15 protein-coding genes are annotated in these 19,443 nt (G+C 65.5%); 11 read left to right on the top strand and 4 right to left on the bottom strand.

Annotated features, from left to right (window positions below):
- Window positions 1-72 precede the first annotated feature (72 nt).
- Window positions 73-1,245, top strand: a complete 1,173-nt coding sequence (locus ASC89_RS23035; RefSeq protein ID WP_244488532.1) for a hypothetical protein — start codon at window positions 73-75, stop codon at window positions 1,243-1,245.
- The gene (locus tag ASC89_RS23030; protein WP_056002339.1) at window positions 1,245-1,745 is read left to right on the top strand and encodes a hypothetical protein; all 501 of its coding nucleotides are present in this window, start codon (window positions 1,245-1,247) and stop codon (window positions 1,743-1,745) included. The genes ASC89_RS23035 and ASC89_RS23030 overlap by 1 nt, the downstream gene beginning before the upstream one ends.
- Before the next feature lie 201 nt (window positions 1,746-1,946).
- Here the strand turns inward: ASC89_RS23030 and ASC89_RS23025 are convergent, their stop codons facing one another.
- Window positions 1,947-4,244: a Tex family protein gene (locus tag ASC89_RS23025; protein ID WP_056002336.1), complete on the bottom strand. Its 2,298-nt coding sequence runs from the start codon at window positions 4,242-4,244 to the stop codon at window positions 1,947-1,949.
- 544 nt (window positions 4,245-4,788) lie between these two features.
- Entirely contained in the window at window positions 4,789-6,780 is a 1,992-nt protein-coding gene (locus ASC89_RS23015; RefSeq protein WP_056002329.1) for a family 43 glycosylhydrolase, read from the bottom strand.
- A gap of 217 nt (window positions 6,781-6,997) precedes the next feature.
- Between ASC89_RS23015 and ASC89_RS23010 the strand changes: the two genes are divergently transcribed.
- From ASC89_RS23010 to ASC89_RS22985, 6 genes are all read left to right on the top strand, one after another.
- Entirely contained in the window at window positions 6,998-7,618 is a 621-nt protein-coding gene (locus ASC89_RS23010) for a hypothetical protein (protein ID WP_056002322.1), read from the top strand.
- 394 nt (window positions 7,619-8,012) lie between these two features.
- Entirely contained in the window at window positions 8,013-9,935 is a 1,923-nt protein-coding gene (locus tag ASC89_RS23005) for an ABC transporter substrate-binding protein (RefSeq protein WP_056002319.1), read from the top strand.
- A 209-nt stretch (window positions 9,936-10,144) separates the two neighbouring features.
- Window positions 10,145-11,149 carry an ABC transporter permease gene (locus ASC89_RS23000; RefSeq protein ID WP_055887314.1) on the top strand — a complete coding sequence of 335 codons (1,005 nt, stop codon included), beginning with the start codon at window positions 10,145-10,147 and terminating at the stop codon, window positions 11,147-11,149.
- A 6-nt stretch (window positions 11,150-11,155) separates the two neighbouring features.
- Window positions 11,156-12,013: an ABC transporter permease gene (locus ASC89_RS22995; protein ID WP_056002316.1), complete on the top strand. Its 858-nt coding sequence runs from the start codon at window positions 11,156-11,158 to the stop codon at window positions 12,011-12,013.
- 4 nt (window positions 12,014-12,017) lie between these two features.
- The gene (locus ASC89_RS22990) at window positions 12,018-13,046 is read left to right on the top strand and encodes an ABC transporter ATP-binding protein (protein ID WP_056002313.1); all 1,029 of its coding nucleotides are present in this window, start codon (window positions 12,018-12,020) and stop codon (window positions 13,044-13,046) included.
- Window positions 13,043-13,954, top strand: coding sequence for an ABC transporter ATP-binding protein (locus ASC89_RS22985; RefSeq protein ID WP_056002310.1), 912 nt, complete (start codon window positions 13,043-13,045; stop codon window positions 13,952-13,954). The genes ASC89_RS22990 and ASC89_RS22985 overlap by 4 nt, the downstream gene beginning before the upstream one ends.
- Window positions 13,955-13,975: 21 nt before the next feature.
- On the opposite strand, the gene ASC89_RS22980 is transcribed toward ASC89_RS22985, so the two are convergent.
- Together ASC89_RS22980 and ASC89_RS22975 are read right to left on the bottom strand one after the other, a co-directional pair.
- The gene (locus ASC89_RS22980) at window positions 13,976-14,677 is read right to left on the bottom strand and encodes a GntR family transcriptional regulator (protein ID WP_055887303.1); all 702 of its coding nucleotides are present in this window, start codon (window positions 14,675-14,677) and stop codon (window positions 13,976-13,978) included.
- Between the two features lie 103 nt (window positions 14,678-14,780).
- Window positions 14,781-15,791 carry a LacI family DNA-binding transcriptional regulator gene (locus tag ASC89_RS22975; protein WP_156384745.1) on the bottom strand — a complete coding sequence of 337 codons (1,011 nt, stop codon included), beginning with the start codon at window positions 15,789-15,791 and terminating at the stop codon, window positions 14,781-14,783.
- Window positions 15,792-15,913: 122 nt separating this feature from the next.
- Here ASC89_RS22975 and ASC89_RS22970 point away from each other — a divergent pair, with 122 nt between their 5' ends.
- The 3 genes from ASC89_RS22970 to ASC89_RS22960 all read left to right on the top strand — a co-directional run bounded on the left by ASC89_RS22970 (window position 15,914) and on the right by ASC89_RS22960 (window position 19,442).
- Window positions 15,914-16,882 (top strand): family 43 glycosylhydrolase, encoded by a 969-nt coding sequence (locus ASC89_RS22970; protein ID WP_056002304.1) that lies wholly within the window; start codon window positions 15,914-15,916, stop codon window positions 16,880-16,882.
- Window positions 16,879-18,048: a serine hydrolase gene (locus ASC89_RS22965; protein ID WP_056002301.1), complete on the top strand. Its 1,170-nt coding sequence runs from the start codon at window positions 16,879-16,881 to the stop codon at window positions 18,046-18,048. The genes ASC89_RS22970 and ASC89_RS22965 overlap by 4 nt, the downstream gene beginning before the upstream one ends.
- A 95-nt stretch (window positions 18,049-18,143) precedes the next feature.
- A complete protein-coding gene (locus ASC89_RS22960; RefSeq protein ID WP_200940477.1) occupies window positions 18,144-19,442 on the top strand; it encodes an ABC transporter substrate-binding protein in 1,299 nt (432 codons plus the stop codon).
- Window position 19,443: the final 1 nt, after the last annotated feature.

The raw sequence follows: 19,443 nt of genomic DNA, 5'->3' as shown, positions 1-19,443 counted from the left end.
ATCTGTGCCACTGGCGGCGGGCCGTCTGATGGTGTTCTAGTTTGCTATGTCAATTAGGGGTGAGGAACGGCGATGAGCATGCAACTGGGATTGGAACTGGCGCGGCTGACCGCCGGCCTCGACCGGCTCTATCGCGATGTGCCGCGCACCCAGAGTTTTCTTGATCGCGAGGGGCTGATCCCGGTGGCGATGGCGCAGGTCGAGCCCTATGCGCTCGCCAGTTACGCCGAGGCGCGCGACCGGCTCGAGGCTTTGCAGGCGCGGATTCCCGGCGAGGCCGAGAGCGAGCTGCGCCGCGCTTACCTCACCGAAATGGTGGATTCGCTCTTGGCGCTGCTCGACACTTTTGAGGGCCGGCAGATCTCCTATGCCGAGCGGCTGCGCCGGCAGATGCGGGTCGACACGCAACTGGTGAGCGACGAAATCCTCGATGGCTACCGCCGCACCATCCGGGAGAACCTCGATGAGCTGGGCTACCGCGGCGGCTCGCTGGCCGAGGATGTGGGGCGGTTCGAAGCCGATAGCCTTGTGCCGGCCGATCAGGTGCTCGCCACCATGGGCGAGGTGACGCGCGAGGCGCGCCGCCGCACCAGTGAGATGATGTACCTGATGAACGACGAATGGCTCGAGCCGGTGCGGCTCGATGACGTGCCGTTCACCGCCTATTGCGATTTTCCCGAACGCAAGATGCGGCTCAACCTCGCCATGCCCTTCACCCGCTCGGCCATCAAGCACCTCGCCTGCCACGAGGCCTTTCCCGGGCACCTGGTGCACATGGCGCTGCGCCAGCGCTATGTCGCCGAGGGCAAGATGCCGCTCGACGGCGCGCAGGTGGTGACCAGCTCCGCCAGCAGTGCGCTGTTCGAAGGCATCGCCGATAATGGCTGGTTCTTCCTCGACTGGATCAACACCCCCGAGGACGTCGTCGGCATGACGCTCGAGCGGCTGCGCGCGGCGCTCCGCTGCAACGCCGCCTGGATGCTGCATGCCGAAGGCCGCTCGCACGAGGAGGTGGCGCCGATCATCGCCGAGGCCGGCTATCAGGATCTCGAAACGGCGAAGAACCGCATCGCTTTCCTCCGCCACGGCCTGAGGGCGCCGTTCGTTTACGGCTACTGGTGTGGCGATACATCGACCCATGCGGTGTGGGAGAAGGTGCCCAAGGAGAGGCGCACCGAGTTCTGGGCCTATCTCTACGGCAACATGCACACCCCCTCGACGCTACGCGATTTCTGGACGGTGTGATGGCTTCGCTCGACAGGCACTGGCCGGCTTTTCTGGCTCTGGTCCGCCAATCCGGTCCGGCTGAACCGATGTTCGATTTCGTCGCCGGGCTGATCGGCGAAGCGATCGGCAGCAAGCTCACCACCGCCACGCTGTTCGACGTGCCGGCCGGCCGGCTGCGCCGGCTCTACACCCAGAACGCTGAGGCCTATGCGGTCGGCGGCTTCAAGTCGATCCCCGACAACCAGTGGACCGAAACGCTGATCGGCCGGCAGCAGATCTATACCGCACTCAGCCTCGAAGCGATCGCGGTGGATTTCGCCGACTGGCAGCTGATTGGGTCGCTCGGCTGCGAGTCGATCGCCAACCTGCCGATTGTGGTGGGTGGGCAAACCATCGGGGCGTTCAACCTGCTGCATGAGGCCGGGTATTACACGGCCGAGCGGCTGGCCCGGGTGGACGAGGTGATGCCGTTTGCGACGATGGCGTATCTGGCGGCAGTGTTTGGGGAGCGTCGCTGAAGCGCGTGCCGACCAGCGGTCCGACCCACGGCAATCACCTCAAACTCGGTGTCATCCCAGCGAAAGCTGGGACCCATTTCACCGCTCGCACCAGCGGATAGTTGGGTCCCAGCTTTCGCTGGGATGACAGCCGGTGGGTAGGAGAGGACCTGCTAGAGCCCAAGGCTCCATCACCCGGACCGCAAGTGCGGGCTCTGCGCTCTACTTCTTCCTCTTCATCGCCTCGCTGAGCATGTCCCCCAACGACCCAGTGCTGCGCGGCGCCTGCTGCGGTACGCGCTGGTTGGCGCGCACCGGCGGGTCGCGGGGGCGGTCGCGTGGGGCGGTGGGGTCGATCTCTTTGCGCATGCTGAGGCCAATGCGTTTGCGCGGCACGTCGACTTCGACGACGCGCACCTTGACCACGTCGCCGGCCTTGACCACCTCGTGCGGATCCTTGACGAATTTGTCGGCCAGCTGGGAGACGTGCACCAGCCCGTCCTGATGCACTCCGATATCGACGAATGCCCCAAAGGCGGCGACGTTGGTGACGGTGCCTTCCAGCAGCATGCCGGGCTTGAGGTGTTTGATATCGTCGACGCCGTCGGCAAAGGTCGCGGTTTTGAAGGCGGGGCGGGGGTCGCGGCCGGGCTTTTCCAGTTCGGCGAGGATGTCGCGCACCGTCGGCAGGCCGAAGCGGTCATCGACGAAGCGCTTCGGATCGAGGCCCGCGAGCGCCGACTTGTCGCCCATGATGCTGCGGAGATCGCGGCCGCAGGCGGCGACGATCTGGCGGGCCACGCCATAGGCTTCAGGGTGCACTGAAGACGCATCGAGCGGCTCGACGCCGCCGGTGATGCGCAGGAATCCCGCGCTCTGCTCGAAGGTGCGCTGGCCGAGGCGCGGCACTTCGAGCAGCGCCTTGCGCGAGCGGAATGGACCATTGGCGTCGCGATGCGTGACGATGGCTTCGGCGACGGACGGGCCAAGCCCGGAGATGCGGGCGAGCAGCGGCGCGGAGGCCGTGTTGAGGTCGACGCCCACCGCATTCACGGCGTCTTCGACCACGGCGTCAAGCGAGCGGCCGAGCCGGTACTGGTCGACATCGTGCTGATACTGGCCGACGCCGATCGCCTTGGGCTCGATCTTGACCAGTTCGGCCAGCGGGTCCTGCAGGCGGCGGGCGATGGACACGGCGCCGCGCAGCGACACGTCGAGATTGGGGAACTCGGCCGCGGCCAGTTCGGACGCGGAATATACCGAGGCGCCGGCCTCAGAGACGATAACCTTGGTCGGCTTCGGCGCGGGCAGGCGCTCGATCAGGTCGGCGACCAGCTTTTCGGTCTCGCGGCTCCCGGTGCCATTGCCGATGGCGATGAGCTCAACGCCGTGCTTCTCGATCAGCCGCTTAATGGCGGCCTGCGCACCCAGCGCGTCGTTGCGGGGCGGGAAGGGGTAGATGGTTTCGGTGTCGAGCAGCTTGCCGGTGGCGTCGATGACCGCGACCTTGACGCCGGTGCGAATGCCGGGGTCGAGCCCCATGGTGGCGCGGGCGCCGGCCGGGGCCGCCAGCAGCAAATCCTTGAGGTTGCGGGCGAAAACGCCGATGGCCTCGAGCTCAGCGCGCTCGCGCAGCTCGACCATCAGGTCGATGGAGAGCGACAGACGCAGGCGGGTGCGCCAGGCCCAGCCAGCCACTTCGCGGAGCCATTTGTCACCCGCGCCATTGCCTTGTGCATTGAGCGCGGCAGCAACGAACCGCTCGGCAGGCTTGATCGGATCGGTGACGTCGGCATCCACCTCGATCTCGAGGCTGAGGAACTCCTCGTCGCGGCCGCGCATCATGGCGAGGGCCCGGTGGCCGGCAACCTTGTTCCAGCGTTCGGAATGGTCGAAATAGTCGGAGAACTTGGCCCCGGCCTCTTCCTTGCCCTTCAGCACTTTGGCGCTGAGCATGGCCTTGTCGCGCATATAGGTGCGGAGCTGGCCGAGCAGGGCGGCGTTTTCCGACAGGCCCTCGATGACGATGTCGCGGGCGCCCTCGAGCGCTTCCTTGCTGCCGGGCACCTCTTCAGTGATGTACCCCTCGGCGAGCAACAGGGGATCGGCGCTGCGATTGGCGAGGATGGCTTCGGCGAGCGGACCAAGGCCGCGTTCCCTCGCGATCTCGGCTTTGGTGCGGCGCTTGGGCTTGAACGGCAGATAGAGGTCCTCGAGCTCGGCCTTGGTTGCCGCGCCAGTGATGGCGGCGGTCAGCTCGACGGTGAGCTTGCCCTGTTCCTCGATGGATTTGAGGATCGCCGCGCGGCGGGCTTCCAGTTCGCGGAGATAAGTCAGCCGCTCGGCCAGCAAGCGCAGCTGGGTGTCATCAAGTCCACCGGTCACTTCCTTGCGGTAGCGCGCGACGAACGGCACCGTGGCGCCGCCATCGAGCAGTTCCACGGCAGCCCGGACCTGGTCGGGGCGGGCGGCGATTTCGGTGGCGATCTGGGCGGCGATGCGGGTGTCGAGTTGGGACATGAGGCTACTTCTTGATTTGGCTGGCGCGACCATAGTCGCCTCGGACCAGAGCTCCCACCCGGCGCGGGACGATTTCCTCGGCAAATCCGATGTTGCAGTCGGGCTCCCCCCCGCAAGCGCAGGGCTATCGCATATGGCGGCGCTGGGCACCTCTAGCCTTCTCCCCTTGTGGGAGAAGGTGCCCGAAGGGCGGATGAGGGGTCCGCGCAACGAAGTGTAGCGCGGCCGGAGCGAAGCGACGGACGATGAGTACGCGGAGAGAACCCCTCATCCGGCCTTCGGCCACCTTCTCCCACAAGGGGAGAAGGCCATCCAACTACTGTCAGNCCGCGCAACGAAGTGTAGCGCGGCCGGAGCGAAGCGACGGACGATGAGTACGCGGAGAGAACCCCTCATCCGGCCTTCGGCCACCTTCTCCCACAAGGGGAGAAGGCACTCCAACTACTGTCAGTGCTCTATATGCGATAGCCCTGCCCGCAAGCGGGAGAGGGCGCCGACTGCAGGCTTCAGCGGTAAACCCGATGTTGCAGGAGGACGCAGTCCGTCACATTGCTCGCACAAACCGGAACCGCGTGCCGTCCTTGCCGTCCGGTGTCGGGCCCGGGCTGTCAGCGCGGACTGCGCCGTCCGGGGCGATGCGGAGGAAGCGGTTGGTGGCGAGCGCCATCAGCGTCACCTCGCCGGTGGGCGTTTCCATCCACTGGAATTGCGTCGCCTCACCGGCCATACGGCCGACGGTGCCGACGCCGCCAGCCGTCACCGACAGCACGCCACCGGCGTGACGCAGGGCGACACGGCCGAGACCGACCGGCGTGACGGTGAACGGCTCGGGTGTCCCGCCGATGACGGTGCCCAGCGCCGTGGCGAGACCGACCGCGGGAGCGTTGGCGAGGACGAGCGTACCGCTCTCACCGGCCGGGATCGGCTGCATCAGGCCGCGCGGATGCGGCTCGTCGATGCTGACGCGGTCGAAATCGGCGTGACCGCCTTCGCGCCCGGCTTCGTTGTAGGCGAACAGCGCATAGCGAATGCCCTGGAAGGTCTTGAGCTGGAACACCATGATCACCGGCTCGCCGATGGGCGTGAAGCTTTCGCCATCGGTTGAAAAGCTGAGCTGGGCCAGCTCGGTCAGGAAGTGGCACTCGGCGCGCAGCCAGACGCGCGGGCCCGCTGCCGGCGCGGTGATGGTTCGGCCGGTCTGGTAGTCGAAGGCGCGAATCTCATCGCCGGCCGCCGTCCGCGCCAGCCCGACCCAGCGCCAGGGCATGCCGAGTAGCGCGAGACCAGCCACGTCGCCGGGAACCAGACCGGAACCGTCAAGCTCGGCCGAGACGATGGAGATCGGCCCGACCGCCCGCTGGGTCAGCGTGTTCCGCGCCTGCCAGAAATCTGCCGCCGGCAGGGTATGGAGCCTGAGGTGGCCGGGGCGTTCGCCGAGCGACCACTTGTCGTCGACCGGCACGTGGTTCCACTGCCAGAGCGGGTTGAGTGCGGCGTCATCGAAATCGTCGCTGCGTTCGGGCCAGGGCAAGGCGACAGGCGAGGGGGCGGCTGAGGGCTTCACCCAGGTGCGCGGGGTACGGCCGAGATTGCCGGGCAGGCCGAAATAGGGCCAGCCATCCTGCCAGGTGATCGGCGACAGGCAGGTCAGCCGGCCGAGCGAGTTGTAATCCATCATCGACCAGCCCCACCATTCGCCATCCGGCGTGTCGACGATGCCGCCCTGGTGCAGGTTGAGTCGACCATTGCTGGCGGGATTCGGCGGCACCAGTTCGAACGGCGGATCGAGAGTGAAGGGGATACCGGCGCCCTTTATCTTATAGCCTTCGACCAGTCCGAAATCTTCGTCGATCGAGATGGCGGGGTTGATCTCCCACGGGCCATCGAGGCTGTCGGCGCGGGCGCAGGGCATGCGCATCGGCCCGGCGAACCAGGCGCTGGTGATCAGGTACTTGCCGTCGACCTTGTAGAAATGCGCGCCTTCGCCCATCAGGCTGTCAGGCGGGGTGAGCTCGCGCTCGGTGCCGGGGATGACCCGGTGCAGGCTCTGGTCCAGCTCGGCGATCCTGAGGTTGCGATAGCCCCAGACCACATAGGCGCGCCCGTCATCGTCGAAGAACACCGTCAGGTCGTGGTAATTGTACTCGGCTTGGCTGCGCACCCATGGGCCGGCCGGGTCGCTGGCGGTGAAGATCTGGGTCTTCTGCCCGTTGACGTTGGAGAAGATGTAAAAGGTGCCGTCCCGGTAGCGAATGCACGGGGCCCAGATGCCCTGGCCGTAGATCTCGCCACCCTCGAGCCTGAAGGCCGGGCCAAGATCGAGCCGCTCGAAGGCGTAGCTGACCAGTGTCCAGTTCACCAGATCGGTGGATCGCAGCACCGGCAGGCCCGGCATGCAATGCATCGTCGTGCCCGTCATGTAGTAGACGCTGCCGACCCGGATGATGTCGGGGTCGGAGAACTCTTCGTAGAACAGCGGATTGGTGAACGTCCCGTCGCCGTTATCCGAGGTCCAGGTGGGCTTTGCCGGTGTCATGGAGGTGTTCCGTCAAGAGGGGGCGCAAGAGGGGGCATATGAATCGGCCGCTGCTTCCGGCCCGTCTCTACCTCAATAGGCGATATGGATCACATACAAGGCCGGACTTGCGATAGATTGCGTAGACATTTTGTCCGATTGTACGCAATCCGTGGCCGGACCCATAGTGCCCGTGCTAGCATTGTCCCTGAGCTGGTTGCGAGTGAGGGTCTGCCGGGTGGAAGCGGGCGGTCTGTTCCAGGCCTCGGTGCCGTTGGGGCTCTATACGAGCTTCAGCGTCTGTGCGCCGTGCGGCTTGCGAGCCGTCGAAGGCGTCATCGGTCTGCTCGATATGCCCGATACATTCCTCGATCCGGGACGGGTGAAGGCCGGGCTTCTCTGGTTTACCGGCGGCTTCGTCGAGTATCGCTTCCCCTATCGCTCCGGCCCACCGGTCCGGGCCCTCGAGTTCTCCATGGAGCTTGGATCCGATGCGCCCGGAACCTCGCCCGATTGGCCGAGTGCGATCTCGATTTGGGTCAATGACGTCGAGCTCGGCAGCTGGACCCTGCGGGCCAGCCGCTATCGTCAGGACGAGCCGAGAGGCGGCTGGGCGCGCTACGGATCCGATCACGGTGAACTGACCAACTGGCGCGTCACCAGCGCCGGCAGCTTTCTCGATGGACAGAAAATCTCGTCGGTGTCGCTGGCCGACCTGCAACTCGATGCGGCCCAGTCGATTCGGCTGCGCATCGGCGTCGCCGCCGACGCCACATGTCCCGGCGGGGTCAACATCTTCGGACGCGGCTTCGGGCATCACGACCAGGAGATCATCATGCGACTTGAGACGCAGGACTGAACCGGGGCAAACGGTACGATCTGTCATATGTACCGTATGTTCCGGTATTAATCGATTCTGGATACGAGACGGGTCAAGCGGCCACGGGTGGTCGCGATAGCATCCGCCGTGAGGCGGACGATGCTCCGGCCCGACGCCAGATTGATCTATTAGTACGCTGAAACATATACACTATCTGAGATGTCTGGCTTGGCGATTGCGGCTGTTCCCGACGTGACAGGGTGGCGCGATATAGGGACCTCGCCGCTGTCATCATTCATATTAGAATATCCGATGTACATCGAAACACAAGTTGACAAGGAGGGCTTCGCGGATAGGATGGCGCCCGAAAGCGGTGGAGCGCTTTCGGGATGGCAGCGCGAGAGGCGCTGCCGCCGTGGGAGGAAAAAACAAAATGGATAGACGCAGCTTTCTGCTGGGTACCGCTGTCGGTGCCCTTACCGTTGCCGCCAATGGTTTGGCTTTCGCGCAGGACGCCGGAGGTACGGCACCGGATCTGGCGCAGTTCCCGCGCGGCGAGACGGTCATCGTTCACAATCCCGAAGGGATCATCCGCAATCCGAGCTGGTTCAACCTGTGGGCCGTCGGCGCCGGCAACGGCACCAGCAACGGGCTGCACAACCTGACCACCGATACCTTGTGGTTCATCGATCCCGATGCGGGCATCGAAGGGGCCAGCGAGAACGCGGTCTACAACTCACTCGCTGACGATCTCTGGCAATACAATGCCGACTTCACCGAGATGACCGTCAAGCTCAAGCAGGGCATCTTCTGGAGCGACGGGGTCGAGTTCACCGCCGACGACGTGGTGTTCACGGTCGAAAAACAGAAGGCGACGCCGGGCACCCCCTATAATGGCGCCTTCAGTGCGCAGGTCGCCGAAGTCACCGCGCCCGACAAATACAGTGTCCTCTTCAAGCTCAATGCGCCGAATTCGCGCTTCCATGCGCTGTTCTCGGTGCGCTGGACGGCCGCCTGGATCATGCCCAAGCACGTCTACGAAAAGGTCGAGGACATCCTCACCTATGACGCCAACCCGCCGGTCAGCATCGGGCCCTATACGCTGCACTCGTTCGATCCGAACGGCACCTGGTACATCTGGCAGAAGCGTGAAGACTGGCAGCGCACCGCGCTCGGCATGATCGCCGAGCCCAAGCCGAAATTCATCATCTATCGCAACAACATCACCACCGATAACCGCCTGATCGAGATCCGCAACGGCAACCTCGACATGGTGCACGACCTGACCCCGGAAGGCACCTTCGCCGTGGTCAAGGACGATCCGCAGATCCAGGGCTGGTTCCCGGGCTTCCCCTACGCCCATCCCGATCCGACCCTGCCGATGATCATCTTCAACCACCAGAACGAGAAGTTCCAGGACAAGCGCGTGCGCTGGGCCCTGGCGCTGATGCTCGATGCGCGCGCCATGTCGATGGCGTCGTATCGCGGCGCGGCGACGCTCTCGGCCATCTCGGTGCCGCCGACCGGCACGCATCCGCGCGACTATCATGCGCCGCTGCAGGATTTCCTGATCAACTACGAGGTCGACACCGGCACCCGGAAGATCAAGCCGTACGATCCCAATATCGGCCTGCAGATTGCCGACATGGTGCGTCCGCAGTTCGGCGACGCCGTGCCGACCGATGAAGCGGCCGTGCGCAACGCCTTCGGTTACGGCTGGTGGAAGCAGGATGTGGCGGCGGCCGAAGAACTGCTCACGGCAGCCGGCTTCACCAAGAACGGCAACCAGTGGATGATGCCGAACGGCGAGCCGTTTGCCTTCGAGGTGATGGTGCCGCAGGAAGGCGTGATCAACCGTCTCGGCGTGATGATTGCGCAGATGTGGTCGCAGGCCGGTGTGCAGGCGACTGCCCAGGTCGACAGCGACACCTGGGGTCGGCAGCGCGTCGGCAACTACGAAACCAACATCGCCTGGGCGGTGGAAACCTGGGGCGGTCACCCCGACCTCAGCTTCTTCCTCGACAGCTATCACTCGGCTTACGTCGCCAAGCCGGGCGAGTCCCAGCCCGACCGTAACTGGATGCGCTGGACCGATCCGCGGCTCGACACCATCATCGAGAACATCCGCAAGATCGACTTCAACGATCCCAAGGGCATCGAGTACGGCCACGAGTTCGTCAAGCTGCACCTCGAAGAGATGCCGAACATCCCGATCATGGCCTACAACGTGTTCTCCATTCAGTCGAACCGCTTCTGGACCGGCTGGCCCAATGCCGAGAACCCGTACGCCAACCCGGTCACCAACTGGTCGAACGGGCGTTACATCTTCACCCAGATCAGCCCCGTGGCTGGCTGACCGCTCTCCCAGGGTGAGAGGGGGCGCGGCACTTTCCGCGCTCCCTCCCGCCTTCTGGTGGCCTCTCGAGCCCTCGAGGCGCCATCAGAACGCGGGATCGTTGCCGTCACCGAGCGTGCGTCAGCCTGATCTGTAGTAACCCCCGCGACCGAAACGCGCCGGCCGCGGGTGGGGACGGCCAAGTGGCCGCCCCGGGGTGAGGAGTATTTATGCAAGGCTATCTATGGTTCGCCGCCAAGCGGTTCGTTCAGCTATTGGCGGTGATATTCTTCGGCGTGTCGGCCATGTTCGTGGTGACCTACCTGTCGCCGATCGATCCCGTCGAACAGGTGCTCGGCCGGTTGTCCGCCCGCTCCAACCTGTCGCCTGAGGCGATTGCCGCCACCCGCCTGGCGCTGACCGAGATGTTCGGCACCGACCAGCCGGTGCTCACTCAATATGTCAACTTCTGGAGCCGGTTGCTGCGCGGCGACCTCGGCGCGTCGTTGATGGCGTTTCCGACGCCTGCAATGGAACTGGTGCTCAGGGCGCTCCCCTGGACCCTGGGGCTGTTGCTCACCTCGACCGCCATCACCTTTGTCGTCGGCAACCTCGCCGGTGGGCTCGCCGGCTATTTCCAGAACAGCCGCCTGCTCAAGGCCTTCGGCATCGTCACCATGGGGCTGCAGCCGATCCCCTATTACATCGTCGCCTTCATCATCCTGATCGTCTTCGGCTACCTGTGGCCCGTGCTGCCGATCTCCGGCGGTTTCGCCATGGATGTGCGGCCGGGCTGGACGCTGCCTTTCATCCTGTCGGTGCTGCAGCACTCGCTGCTGCCGGCCCTGTCGCTTGTCCTGGTTGGCCTTGGCGGCTGGTTCATCGGCATGCGGGCGCTGGTCTCTAACATCGTCACCGAGGACTACGTGACCTACGCCGAACTCGCCGGTGTGCGACGCGACACCATTGTCGGTGACTACGTGATCCGCAACGCCCTGGTGCCGCAGGTGACGGCGCTCGCCATGGTCATTGGCGGGGTGTTCTCCGGCACCGTCATCACCGAGCAGGTGTTCAACTATCCGGGGATGGGCTCGCTGCTCGTCGATGCGGTCAATGCCGGCGATTACTCGACCGTGCTGGCGGTCTGCACCATCTCGATCGCCGCAGTCGCCCTCGCCATCTTCATCGTGGACTTGCTGCACCCGCTGCTCGATCCGCGCGTTCGGGCGGAGTAAATCCAGATGTTTGCCGTCCTTCGCGACCTCATCCGCTACAATGCCGAATTCACCATCGGGCTGATCCTCGTCGGCATCGTGGCGATCTTTGCGGCCCTCAGCTTCTTCTCGCCCGTCGATCCCACCCAGATCTACCTCGCCATTCCCGACCAGCCGCCCTCGGCGCAATACTGGTTCGGCACCAATTCGCGCGGCCAGGATATGTTCTGGCAGCTCTCGGCGGCGTTCAAGAACAGCCTGCTGTTCGGCATCACCGTGGCGGTGCTGAGCCGCATCATCTCGATCGCGGTAGGGCTCGCGGCCGGTTACCTCGGCGGCTGGGTCGACCGGGTGCTGATGTTCATCAATGACATCTTCGTTGCCGTGCCGATCTTCCCGATCCTGGTGCTGTTCTATTTCGTGCTGCGCAACCACATGGACAGCTTCACGATGGCGCTGATCATGGCCTGCTTCGGCTGGCCGTTCGATGCGCGGCTGATCCGCTCGGTGGCCTTGGGGCTGAAGCATCGCGAGTTCACCCGCCACGCGGTGTTCGCCGGCATGAGCACCCGCAAGGTGCTGCTCGAGGAACACCTGCCTTACGTGATGCCGATCGTCTTCTCGACCTTCATGAACAACATGCTGTGGTCGATCGGCATGGAGGTGACCCTGGCGGTGCTGGGCTTCACCAACATCAACAACCCGACCATCGGCACGGTGCTCTACTGGGCCAACTCGCACTCGGCGATGGTGGTGGGCGTCTGGTGGTGGGTGGTGATCCCGGTGATCCTGATCGTCATCACCTTTGTCGGCCTGTTCCTGCTCGCCGTCAGCATGAACGAGTATATCGATCCGCGCAGCCGGCTGCGCCGCATGGGAGCCTGACGCCATGGGCGACAACATTCTCGAAGTCGAGGCGCTCAAGGCCTACTACCAGATGAGCTATTTCGGCGTGAACCGCGAGGTCCGCGCCGTCGACGGCATCACCATGAAGGTGAAGCGCCGCGAGGTCTACGGCATCGCCGGCGAGAGCTCATCGGGCAAGACCAGCTTCATCAAGGTGCTGGCCGCCGCCATCCGCCCGCCGCTGCGGGTGGTCTCGGGCAGCGCCACTTACGATTTCGGCGGGCCGCCGACCGACGTCACGGTGGCGACACCGGCCGAGATCGATGCCATCCGCTGGCGGCACCTCAGCTACATCATGCAGGGCTCGATGAGCACGCTGAACCCGGTGCGTCGCATCGGCCGCATCTTCGAGGATTTCGCGGCCCGGCCGCTAGGGCTCTCGGGCAGCGCCTTCCGCCAGCGCGTGGTCGAGCACCTTGGGCATTTGAAGCTCTCGCCAACCGTGCTCAATGCCTATCCGCATGAACTCTCCGGCGGCATGCGCCAGCGCGTCACCATCGGCCTCGCCACCGTGTGCAAGCCCGATTTCATCATCGCCGACGAGCCGACCACGGCGCTCGATGTGGTGGTGCAGAAGGATGTGCTGTCGCTGATCAAGAACCTGCAGACCGAGATGGGCGCTTCGATCGTCTTCGTCACCCACGACATGAGCGTGCATGCCAATATCGCCGATCGCATTGGCATCATCTATGCCGGCCGTCTGGTCGAGGAGGCGCCGACCCGCACCTTGTTCACTGCGCCCAAGCACCCCTATTCAGCGCATCTCGTCGCCAGTCTGCCGCGCATCGGCGATACGACGCAGCGGCCGGCGCTCGAGGGGCGGCCGCCCAGCCTCGCCGCGCCACCGGCCGGGTGCCGCTTCCACCCCCGCTGTCCGCTCGCCATCGACAAGTGCAAGACCGAAGTGCCGCCGCTGGTCGCGGTCGGCACCGACCACCGCAGCGCCTGCTGGCGCGCCAACGACGTCGAGCCGCTGGTGCCGGGTCACAGCCGCGCAGGAGTAGCCGCATGAGTTCGCTGCTCGAAGTTGCCGACGTATCCAAGCGCTTCCAGATGGGGGGCATCCTCGGCCGGCAGGAGGTTCGCGCCGTCGACCAGGTCAGTTTCGCCATCGCCGCCGATAAGCCCGAGATCTTCACCATCATCGGTGAGAGCGGCTCGGGCAAGACCACGCTGGCGCGCATGATCCTGGGGCTCGAGCGGCCGAGCAGCGGCCGCATCCTGTTCCGCGGCGAGCCGGTGCACCATGAGAACAAAGCCGATCGGCTGAAGTTCATGGCCAATGTGCAGCCGGTGTTCCAGAACCCGTTCGAGGCGTTCAACCCGTTGAAGCGGGTCGACCGCTACCTGCAGTCGACGGCGCGGCGCTATCTCGGGGCGCGCGACAAGGCGGCGATCGAGGCCGCCATGGATGGGGCGCTGCAGAAAGTGGGCCTGAGCCTCGCCGAGATCGCCGGCCGCTTCCCACACGAGTTGTCGGGCGGGCAGTTGCAGCGCGTCGCGATCGCCCGGGCGCTGATCCCCAACCCGCCGCTGCTGATTGCCGACGAGCCGGTGTCGATGGTCGATGCGTCGCTGCGCATGGCGATCGTCAATCTCTTGAAGGCGCTGCGTGACGATTTCGGCGTCTCGGTCATCTACATCACCCACGACCTTGCGACCGCCTATTACATCTCGGATCGGCTGATCATCATGCAGAAGGGCAGGGTGGTGGAGATGGGGCCGGCGCGAACCGTGCTCGATGCCCCGGAACACCCGTACTCGCAGTTGCTCAAGGCCTCGGTGCTCTCTGCCGATGACGCCGGCGCCGGCAAGTTGTCGCCGGCCAACGATCTGCTGCAGCTGAGCAACGAGCGGCTCGCCCGCGCCGATGCCAGCCGGCTGGAAGACCGCGAGGACGGACGGCGGGTTCGGGTGTAGCTGGCACCGCGAGTTTGGCGCCTATCCCGCCCGGGCCGCAGTCGAGGCGCGCAACTGCTCGAGCACGTGCCGGCCGGCTCCCTCGACATGTTGCTCGATCAGCGCGGCGGCGCCGTCGGCGTCGCCCTGCCTGATCAGCTTGATCAGCTGGCGGTGCTCACGCATCAGCTGCGAGCGGCGGGCCAGCGTGAAGTTGTAATCGCGGGTCACGGCGCGCAGCACCTCGCGGTTCTTCCACCAGATTTCCGTCGCGAGCCGATTGTAGTGGCGCTCGTACATCAGGGTGTGGAACTGCGTGTCGAGATCGCTGTGTAGCACCGGATCGGCGAAGTCGTTGGCTTCCATCGCCTGCTGCAGGCTCTCGAGCCCGGCGATGTCCGTTGGGGTGGCCATGCCGACGAACCACCTGACGAAGCGGGGTTCGAGCGCCACCCCGATCTCGTAAATGTCGCGCACAAAGTCCTGGTCGATCGCTCGTACCCGCGCGCCGCGATTGGGCACGAAGGTGACGAACCCCTGGCCGCGCAGCAATTGCAGCGCCTCGCGCACCGGGTTGGACGATGATCGGTGACGACTGGCGAGGTCGGCGACCACCAGTCGCTCATTGGCTTTCAGGCGGCCCGAAATGATGTCGTCGCGGATCAGCTCGTAGACCGTTGCGCCTTCCTCGGATGCGCCTGCAGCGTCAATCCCCAGAGGTGGCTTGGCTTGGTAGTCACTCATGGCGGCTTGGTCGCATCGGCAGTTCCCCGAGGCGCCGGCGCGCCCTCGAAGCCGACCATGTTCCGCCGTCAGTGGTATTTCAAGCTGCGAAAAGACCGAGCGATCAGATCGAAGCGCGAACCACCACCGGCATCGAGATCAGGTGCTCGCCGCTGGCGTCGGGCGACAGCAGCAGCCTGACGGAGGCCCTGCCCATCTCCTCATGCGGCAGCGCAATGGTGGTCAGCCCGGGACGCAGGTAGCCCGCGATCTCGTCATTGTCGAAGCCGACGATGGCGATATCACCTGGGACGGAACGCCCGGCCTCGGCCAGTGCCTGGTAGGCGCCGAAGGCGAGCCGGTCGTTGAGGCAGAGCAGGGCCGTTATCTCAGGCCGTTGCGCCAGCACCTTGCGGGCCAGCTCGAAGCCATGATGGGGCTCCCATTCCCAGCAACTCTCTTCCACTGCGAAATCAAGGCCGTGCTCGCGCATCGCGGCGTGAATTCCCGCGATGCGCCGCCCCACCGTCTCCGAGCGGAACAGCCCCTGCTCGGCGATCTTGTTGTGGCCAACGAGGGCGATGCCGTCACGATGGCCTGCTGCGTACAGCAGGTCCACCGAGCTGTGACCGCCGGTCAGCTCGTCCGGCAGGACCGAAAGCGGAAACCGCGTGCTGGTGCCGTTCAGCATGACCACCGGGGTTGCCGCCGGCAGGGTCGGCACAAAGATCTCGCGGGCTCGCATGGCGGCGAAGATGATGCCGTCGACCTGCCGGTCGAGGGCGGCCTCGATCGCCTGCACTTCGCGATCGGGCTCGCCGCCGGTTTCGAGCAGCAGCAGCACATGGCCGGCCTCCTGCGCCGCGGCGAGCGCCCCTCGGATCAGGCCGTTGGCATAGCGCGTGGTGGCGACATAGTCGGAGATGAAGGCAATCGTCCGGGTCTTGTCGGTGCGCAGCGCCTGCGCCGCGAGATTGGGACGGTAGCCCAGTTGCGCTGCCGCTTCATGCACGCGGCGGTGCGCCTCGGCCGAGAGCCTCGTGTCCGGGCGGCCGGTCAGGATCATCGAAGCGGCGGCCGAGGAGAGGCCGGCGAGCCTTGCAACATCGGCGAGGGTTACGCGCTTCTTGGTCAATCCCGCCATCGCTCCAGTTTCGCTTGGACGCTTCTTCATAGAAGGGGCAGACGCGATTTGCCAACTTGGCGTCGCTCACCCCGCCTGCTAAATCCATTTAGCAATTAGCGAGGTTGAAGGCGATGGCTTTTTCACTGCCCGACCATTGGGTCTGGGATTTCTGGCTGGCTGACGATGGTACTGACTATCACCTGTTCTACCTGCACGCGCCGCACGCCTTGGGAAACCCCGACCTCAGGCATCGTAACGCCCGGATCGGCCACGCCACCTCGACCGATTTGCTCAACTGGCAGAACCACGGCCAGATTCTCGAGACCGGCCCGGCGGGCAGCTTCGACGATACCGCCACCTGGACCGGCAGCGTGGTGCGCGGCCCCGACAGGTTGTGGCGGCTCTACTATACCGGCTCGCGCTTTCTCTCGCCGGCCAGCAACGCCAATGTCGAGACCGTCGGCATGGCGGTTTCCGAAGATCTCTACAACTGGCGGAAGCTCCCCGGCCCGATCAGTGTCGCCGACCCCGAGCATTACGAAACGCTCGGCACGTCGAGCTGGCCCGAGGAGGCCTGGCGAGACCCCTGGGTGTTCGCCGACGCGGCCGGGCAGTGGCACATGCTGATCACCGCCCGGGCCAATCACGGCGCCGACATGGAGCGCGGGGTGATCGGGCACGCCGTCTCCGAGGATATGCAGAGCTGGCAGGCCCAGCCACCGCTCAGTGCCATCAATGGCGGTTTCGCCCATCTCGAGGTGCCGCAGATCGTTACGGTCAAGGGCACGCTGCACCTGATCTTCTGCTGCGACAGTCCCCGGCTGTCGGGCCGCCTGGCCGGGCAGCAGGGCGGCGTGTGGTCAGTGGCCATCCCGGACGTGCTCGGCCCCTATCCGATCGAGCGGGCGAGCCTCTTGGCGCCCGAGGCGCTCTATGCCGGACGGATCACCACCGATCGCGCCGGCCGTGCCGTGCTGCTCGCCTTCAACAATGTGCAGTCGGGCGGCGTCTTTGCCGGCTCGATCTCCGATCCGCTGCCGATCAAGCTCGGCCGGCACGCCGACGGCATGCCGAGGCTCGAACTGGAGGCACAGCCATGAGCGCTCCGATTCAGGGGACGGTGGCGGCGGGGTACGAGCCGATCCGCAGTGTTTTCGAAGCGGCGTTCGACGGGGCGCCGAGCATGGGCGCGGCACTTGCTATCCTGGTCGATGGCGAAGTGGTGGTGAACCTCTATGGCGGAATCGCCGACGAACGCGACGGACGGCGCTGGGACGAGGACACCGCCTCGGTGGTGTTCTCCTGCACCAAGGGCCTGATGTCGCTGCTGGTGGCGCGCCTCGTCGAAGCGGGGCGCCTCGACTACGATGCTCCGGTGGCACGCTACTGGCCGGAATTTGCTGCCGCTGGCAAGGGCGCCGTGACGGTGGCCGAGGCGCTGAGCCATCGCGCCGGACTCTCGGCTCCGCGCGAGGATTTCGAACTCGCAGACATTCTCGATTGGCATGCCGCCACCTCGAAACTGGCGGCGCAGGCGCCGCTCTGGCCGCCGGGCGGTGGCTATGCCTACCATGCGCTGACCCATGGCTGGCTGGCCGGCGAGCTGGTGCGGCGGGTGACGGGGCAGTCGCCCGGCGCCTATTTCCGCGAGACGATCGCGCCGCTCGGCGCTGAAGCCTGGATCGGCCTGCCGCGCTCGCGCGGCAATGTCGCGCATCTGCAGGTGGCGTCCGAGCTCGCGGCGCTGTGGGAGATGGACGCCAGCAAGGCCGTGGCGGGCGAGGTCAACTGGCCCTATCGCGCCATGACCCTCGGACGGGCGCTGCCCGCGGCGCTGGTCACCAGCGATGGCGGTTTCAACGATCGGCGCGTGCAGCAGGCCGAGATTCCCGGCGCCGGCGGCATTGCCACCGCCAAGGGCCTCGCAACCATCTGGTCGGCGGCAGTCACCGAAACCCGCGGCGTGCGGCTGGCTTCCGCCGAGGTGCTGCAGCGGGCCACCGCGACGGTGACCGAGGGCGCCCCGGTATTTCCCGCCGAGCCGCCCTATCCGCGCTGGGGCATGGGGTTTCAGCTCGATTCTGAAGCACGACGGTTCCTCACCGCCGAAAGCTTCGGGCATGACGGGGCGGGGGGGCAGGTGGCCTTCGCCGATCCCCGGCACCGCGTTGGATTCGCTTTCATCACCAACTGGATGCGCGGGCCGGGCGACACCCGCGGCACGGCGCTGGTCGACGCGCTGCGCCAGCTGCTCGGAGCCTCTTGACGAGAGCCGTGAACCTCGTGCTAAATCCATTTAGCAAATAGAAGCGCCAGCTGAGCAACGCGAAAGCCGGACGCATCCTTGGAGGAGGAATGACCATGAAGCTGAAATCCGTAACTGCCACTGGCCTTGCGGCCCTTACCGCCGCCGCGCTCACGGGCACTGCCATGGCGGCGCCGAGCTGCGGCGCCGACCCGGTGGTGATGAACGCCTATTTCGAGACCGGCTTCCCGCTGCCCAGCAAGCTGGCCGAGGAGTTCACCAGGCAGTTCCCGAACGTGACCTTCGACATCAAGGAAGATCAGTTCGCCAACATGATGGAGAACTCGCCGCGCATCCTCTCCGAGGACAATGCGCCCGACCTGATCCGGCTGCCCTCGATGAGCGACCTCGTTGCCAACGAACTGCTGGCCAATCTCGATGGCTACTTCACTGAATTCGGCTGGGACAAATTTCCGCCGAGCCAGCTGATCCAGTTGCGTGTCGAGGAGGGCGGCCGCCCGCGCGGCGCCGGCTCGCTCTGGGCCATGGGGCTCAACTATTCGATGACCGGCGTGTTCTACAACAAGGAGCTCGCTGCCAAGGTCGGCATGACCGAGCCGCCCAAGACGCTGGCCGAACTCGATGCGCTGCTGCAGAAGGCCAAGGATGCCGGCCTCGTGCCGATCATGCAGTTCAACAAGGGCACCGGCGGGCTTGCCTTCCCGCTGCAGGACCTGATGGGCTCTTACGGCCCGCCCGAGCCGGTCAACGACTGGATCTTCCAGAAGGACGGCGCCACCATCAACACCGAGGCCAACCTCAAGGCGGCCGAGCACCTCGAGAACTGGGTGAAGTCAGGCTATTTCGCCGCCGACACCAACGCCATCGAGTACTTCCAGATGATGAGCCGCTTCACCGGCGGCGAAGGCCTGTTCATGTTCAATGGCGACTGGGAGTCGGGCAATCTCGACAAGAACTTCGCCGGCAAGTTCGGCTTCTTCCTGATGCCGCCGGCCGAAGCTGGCGGCCGCCACGCCGCTATGTCGGCGCCGCTGACTTTCGGCATCGGCGCCAAGGCCGCGCACCAGGATTGCGCCGCCTTCTTCCTCAACTGGGTGGCGACCAACGAACAGGCGCGCCAGATCAACGTCGAAGTCGGCGGTTCCAACCCCGGCGGCCCGGCTGATCTGCCCATTCCGGCAGTGACCCCTGGCTCGGTGACCGAGGCAACGCTCGCCGCCGGCAACGTGGTCGCCACCGAGAACGGCGCGATGGACTTCATCGCCAATGCCACCGGCGCTATCTTCGCCGCCGGCTGGACCCCCGAACTGCAGAAGCTGGTCGGCGGCGTGCAGACCGGCAAGGGGCTGATCGAAGCCGTGCAGGCCGAATACGAAAAAGAACTGTCGCGCTGAC

It is taken from the genome of Devosia sp. Root413D1 (genome assembly GCF_001425235.1).
GTDB lineage: Bacteria > Pseudomonadota > Alphaproteobacteria > Rhizobiales > Devosiaceae > Devosia_A.
Note: the sequence above shows the minus strand (reverse complement) of the source record. Positions and strands in the feature narration are given on the sequence as shown.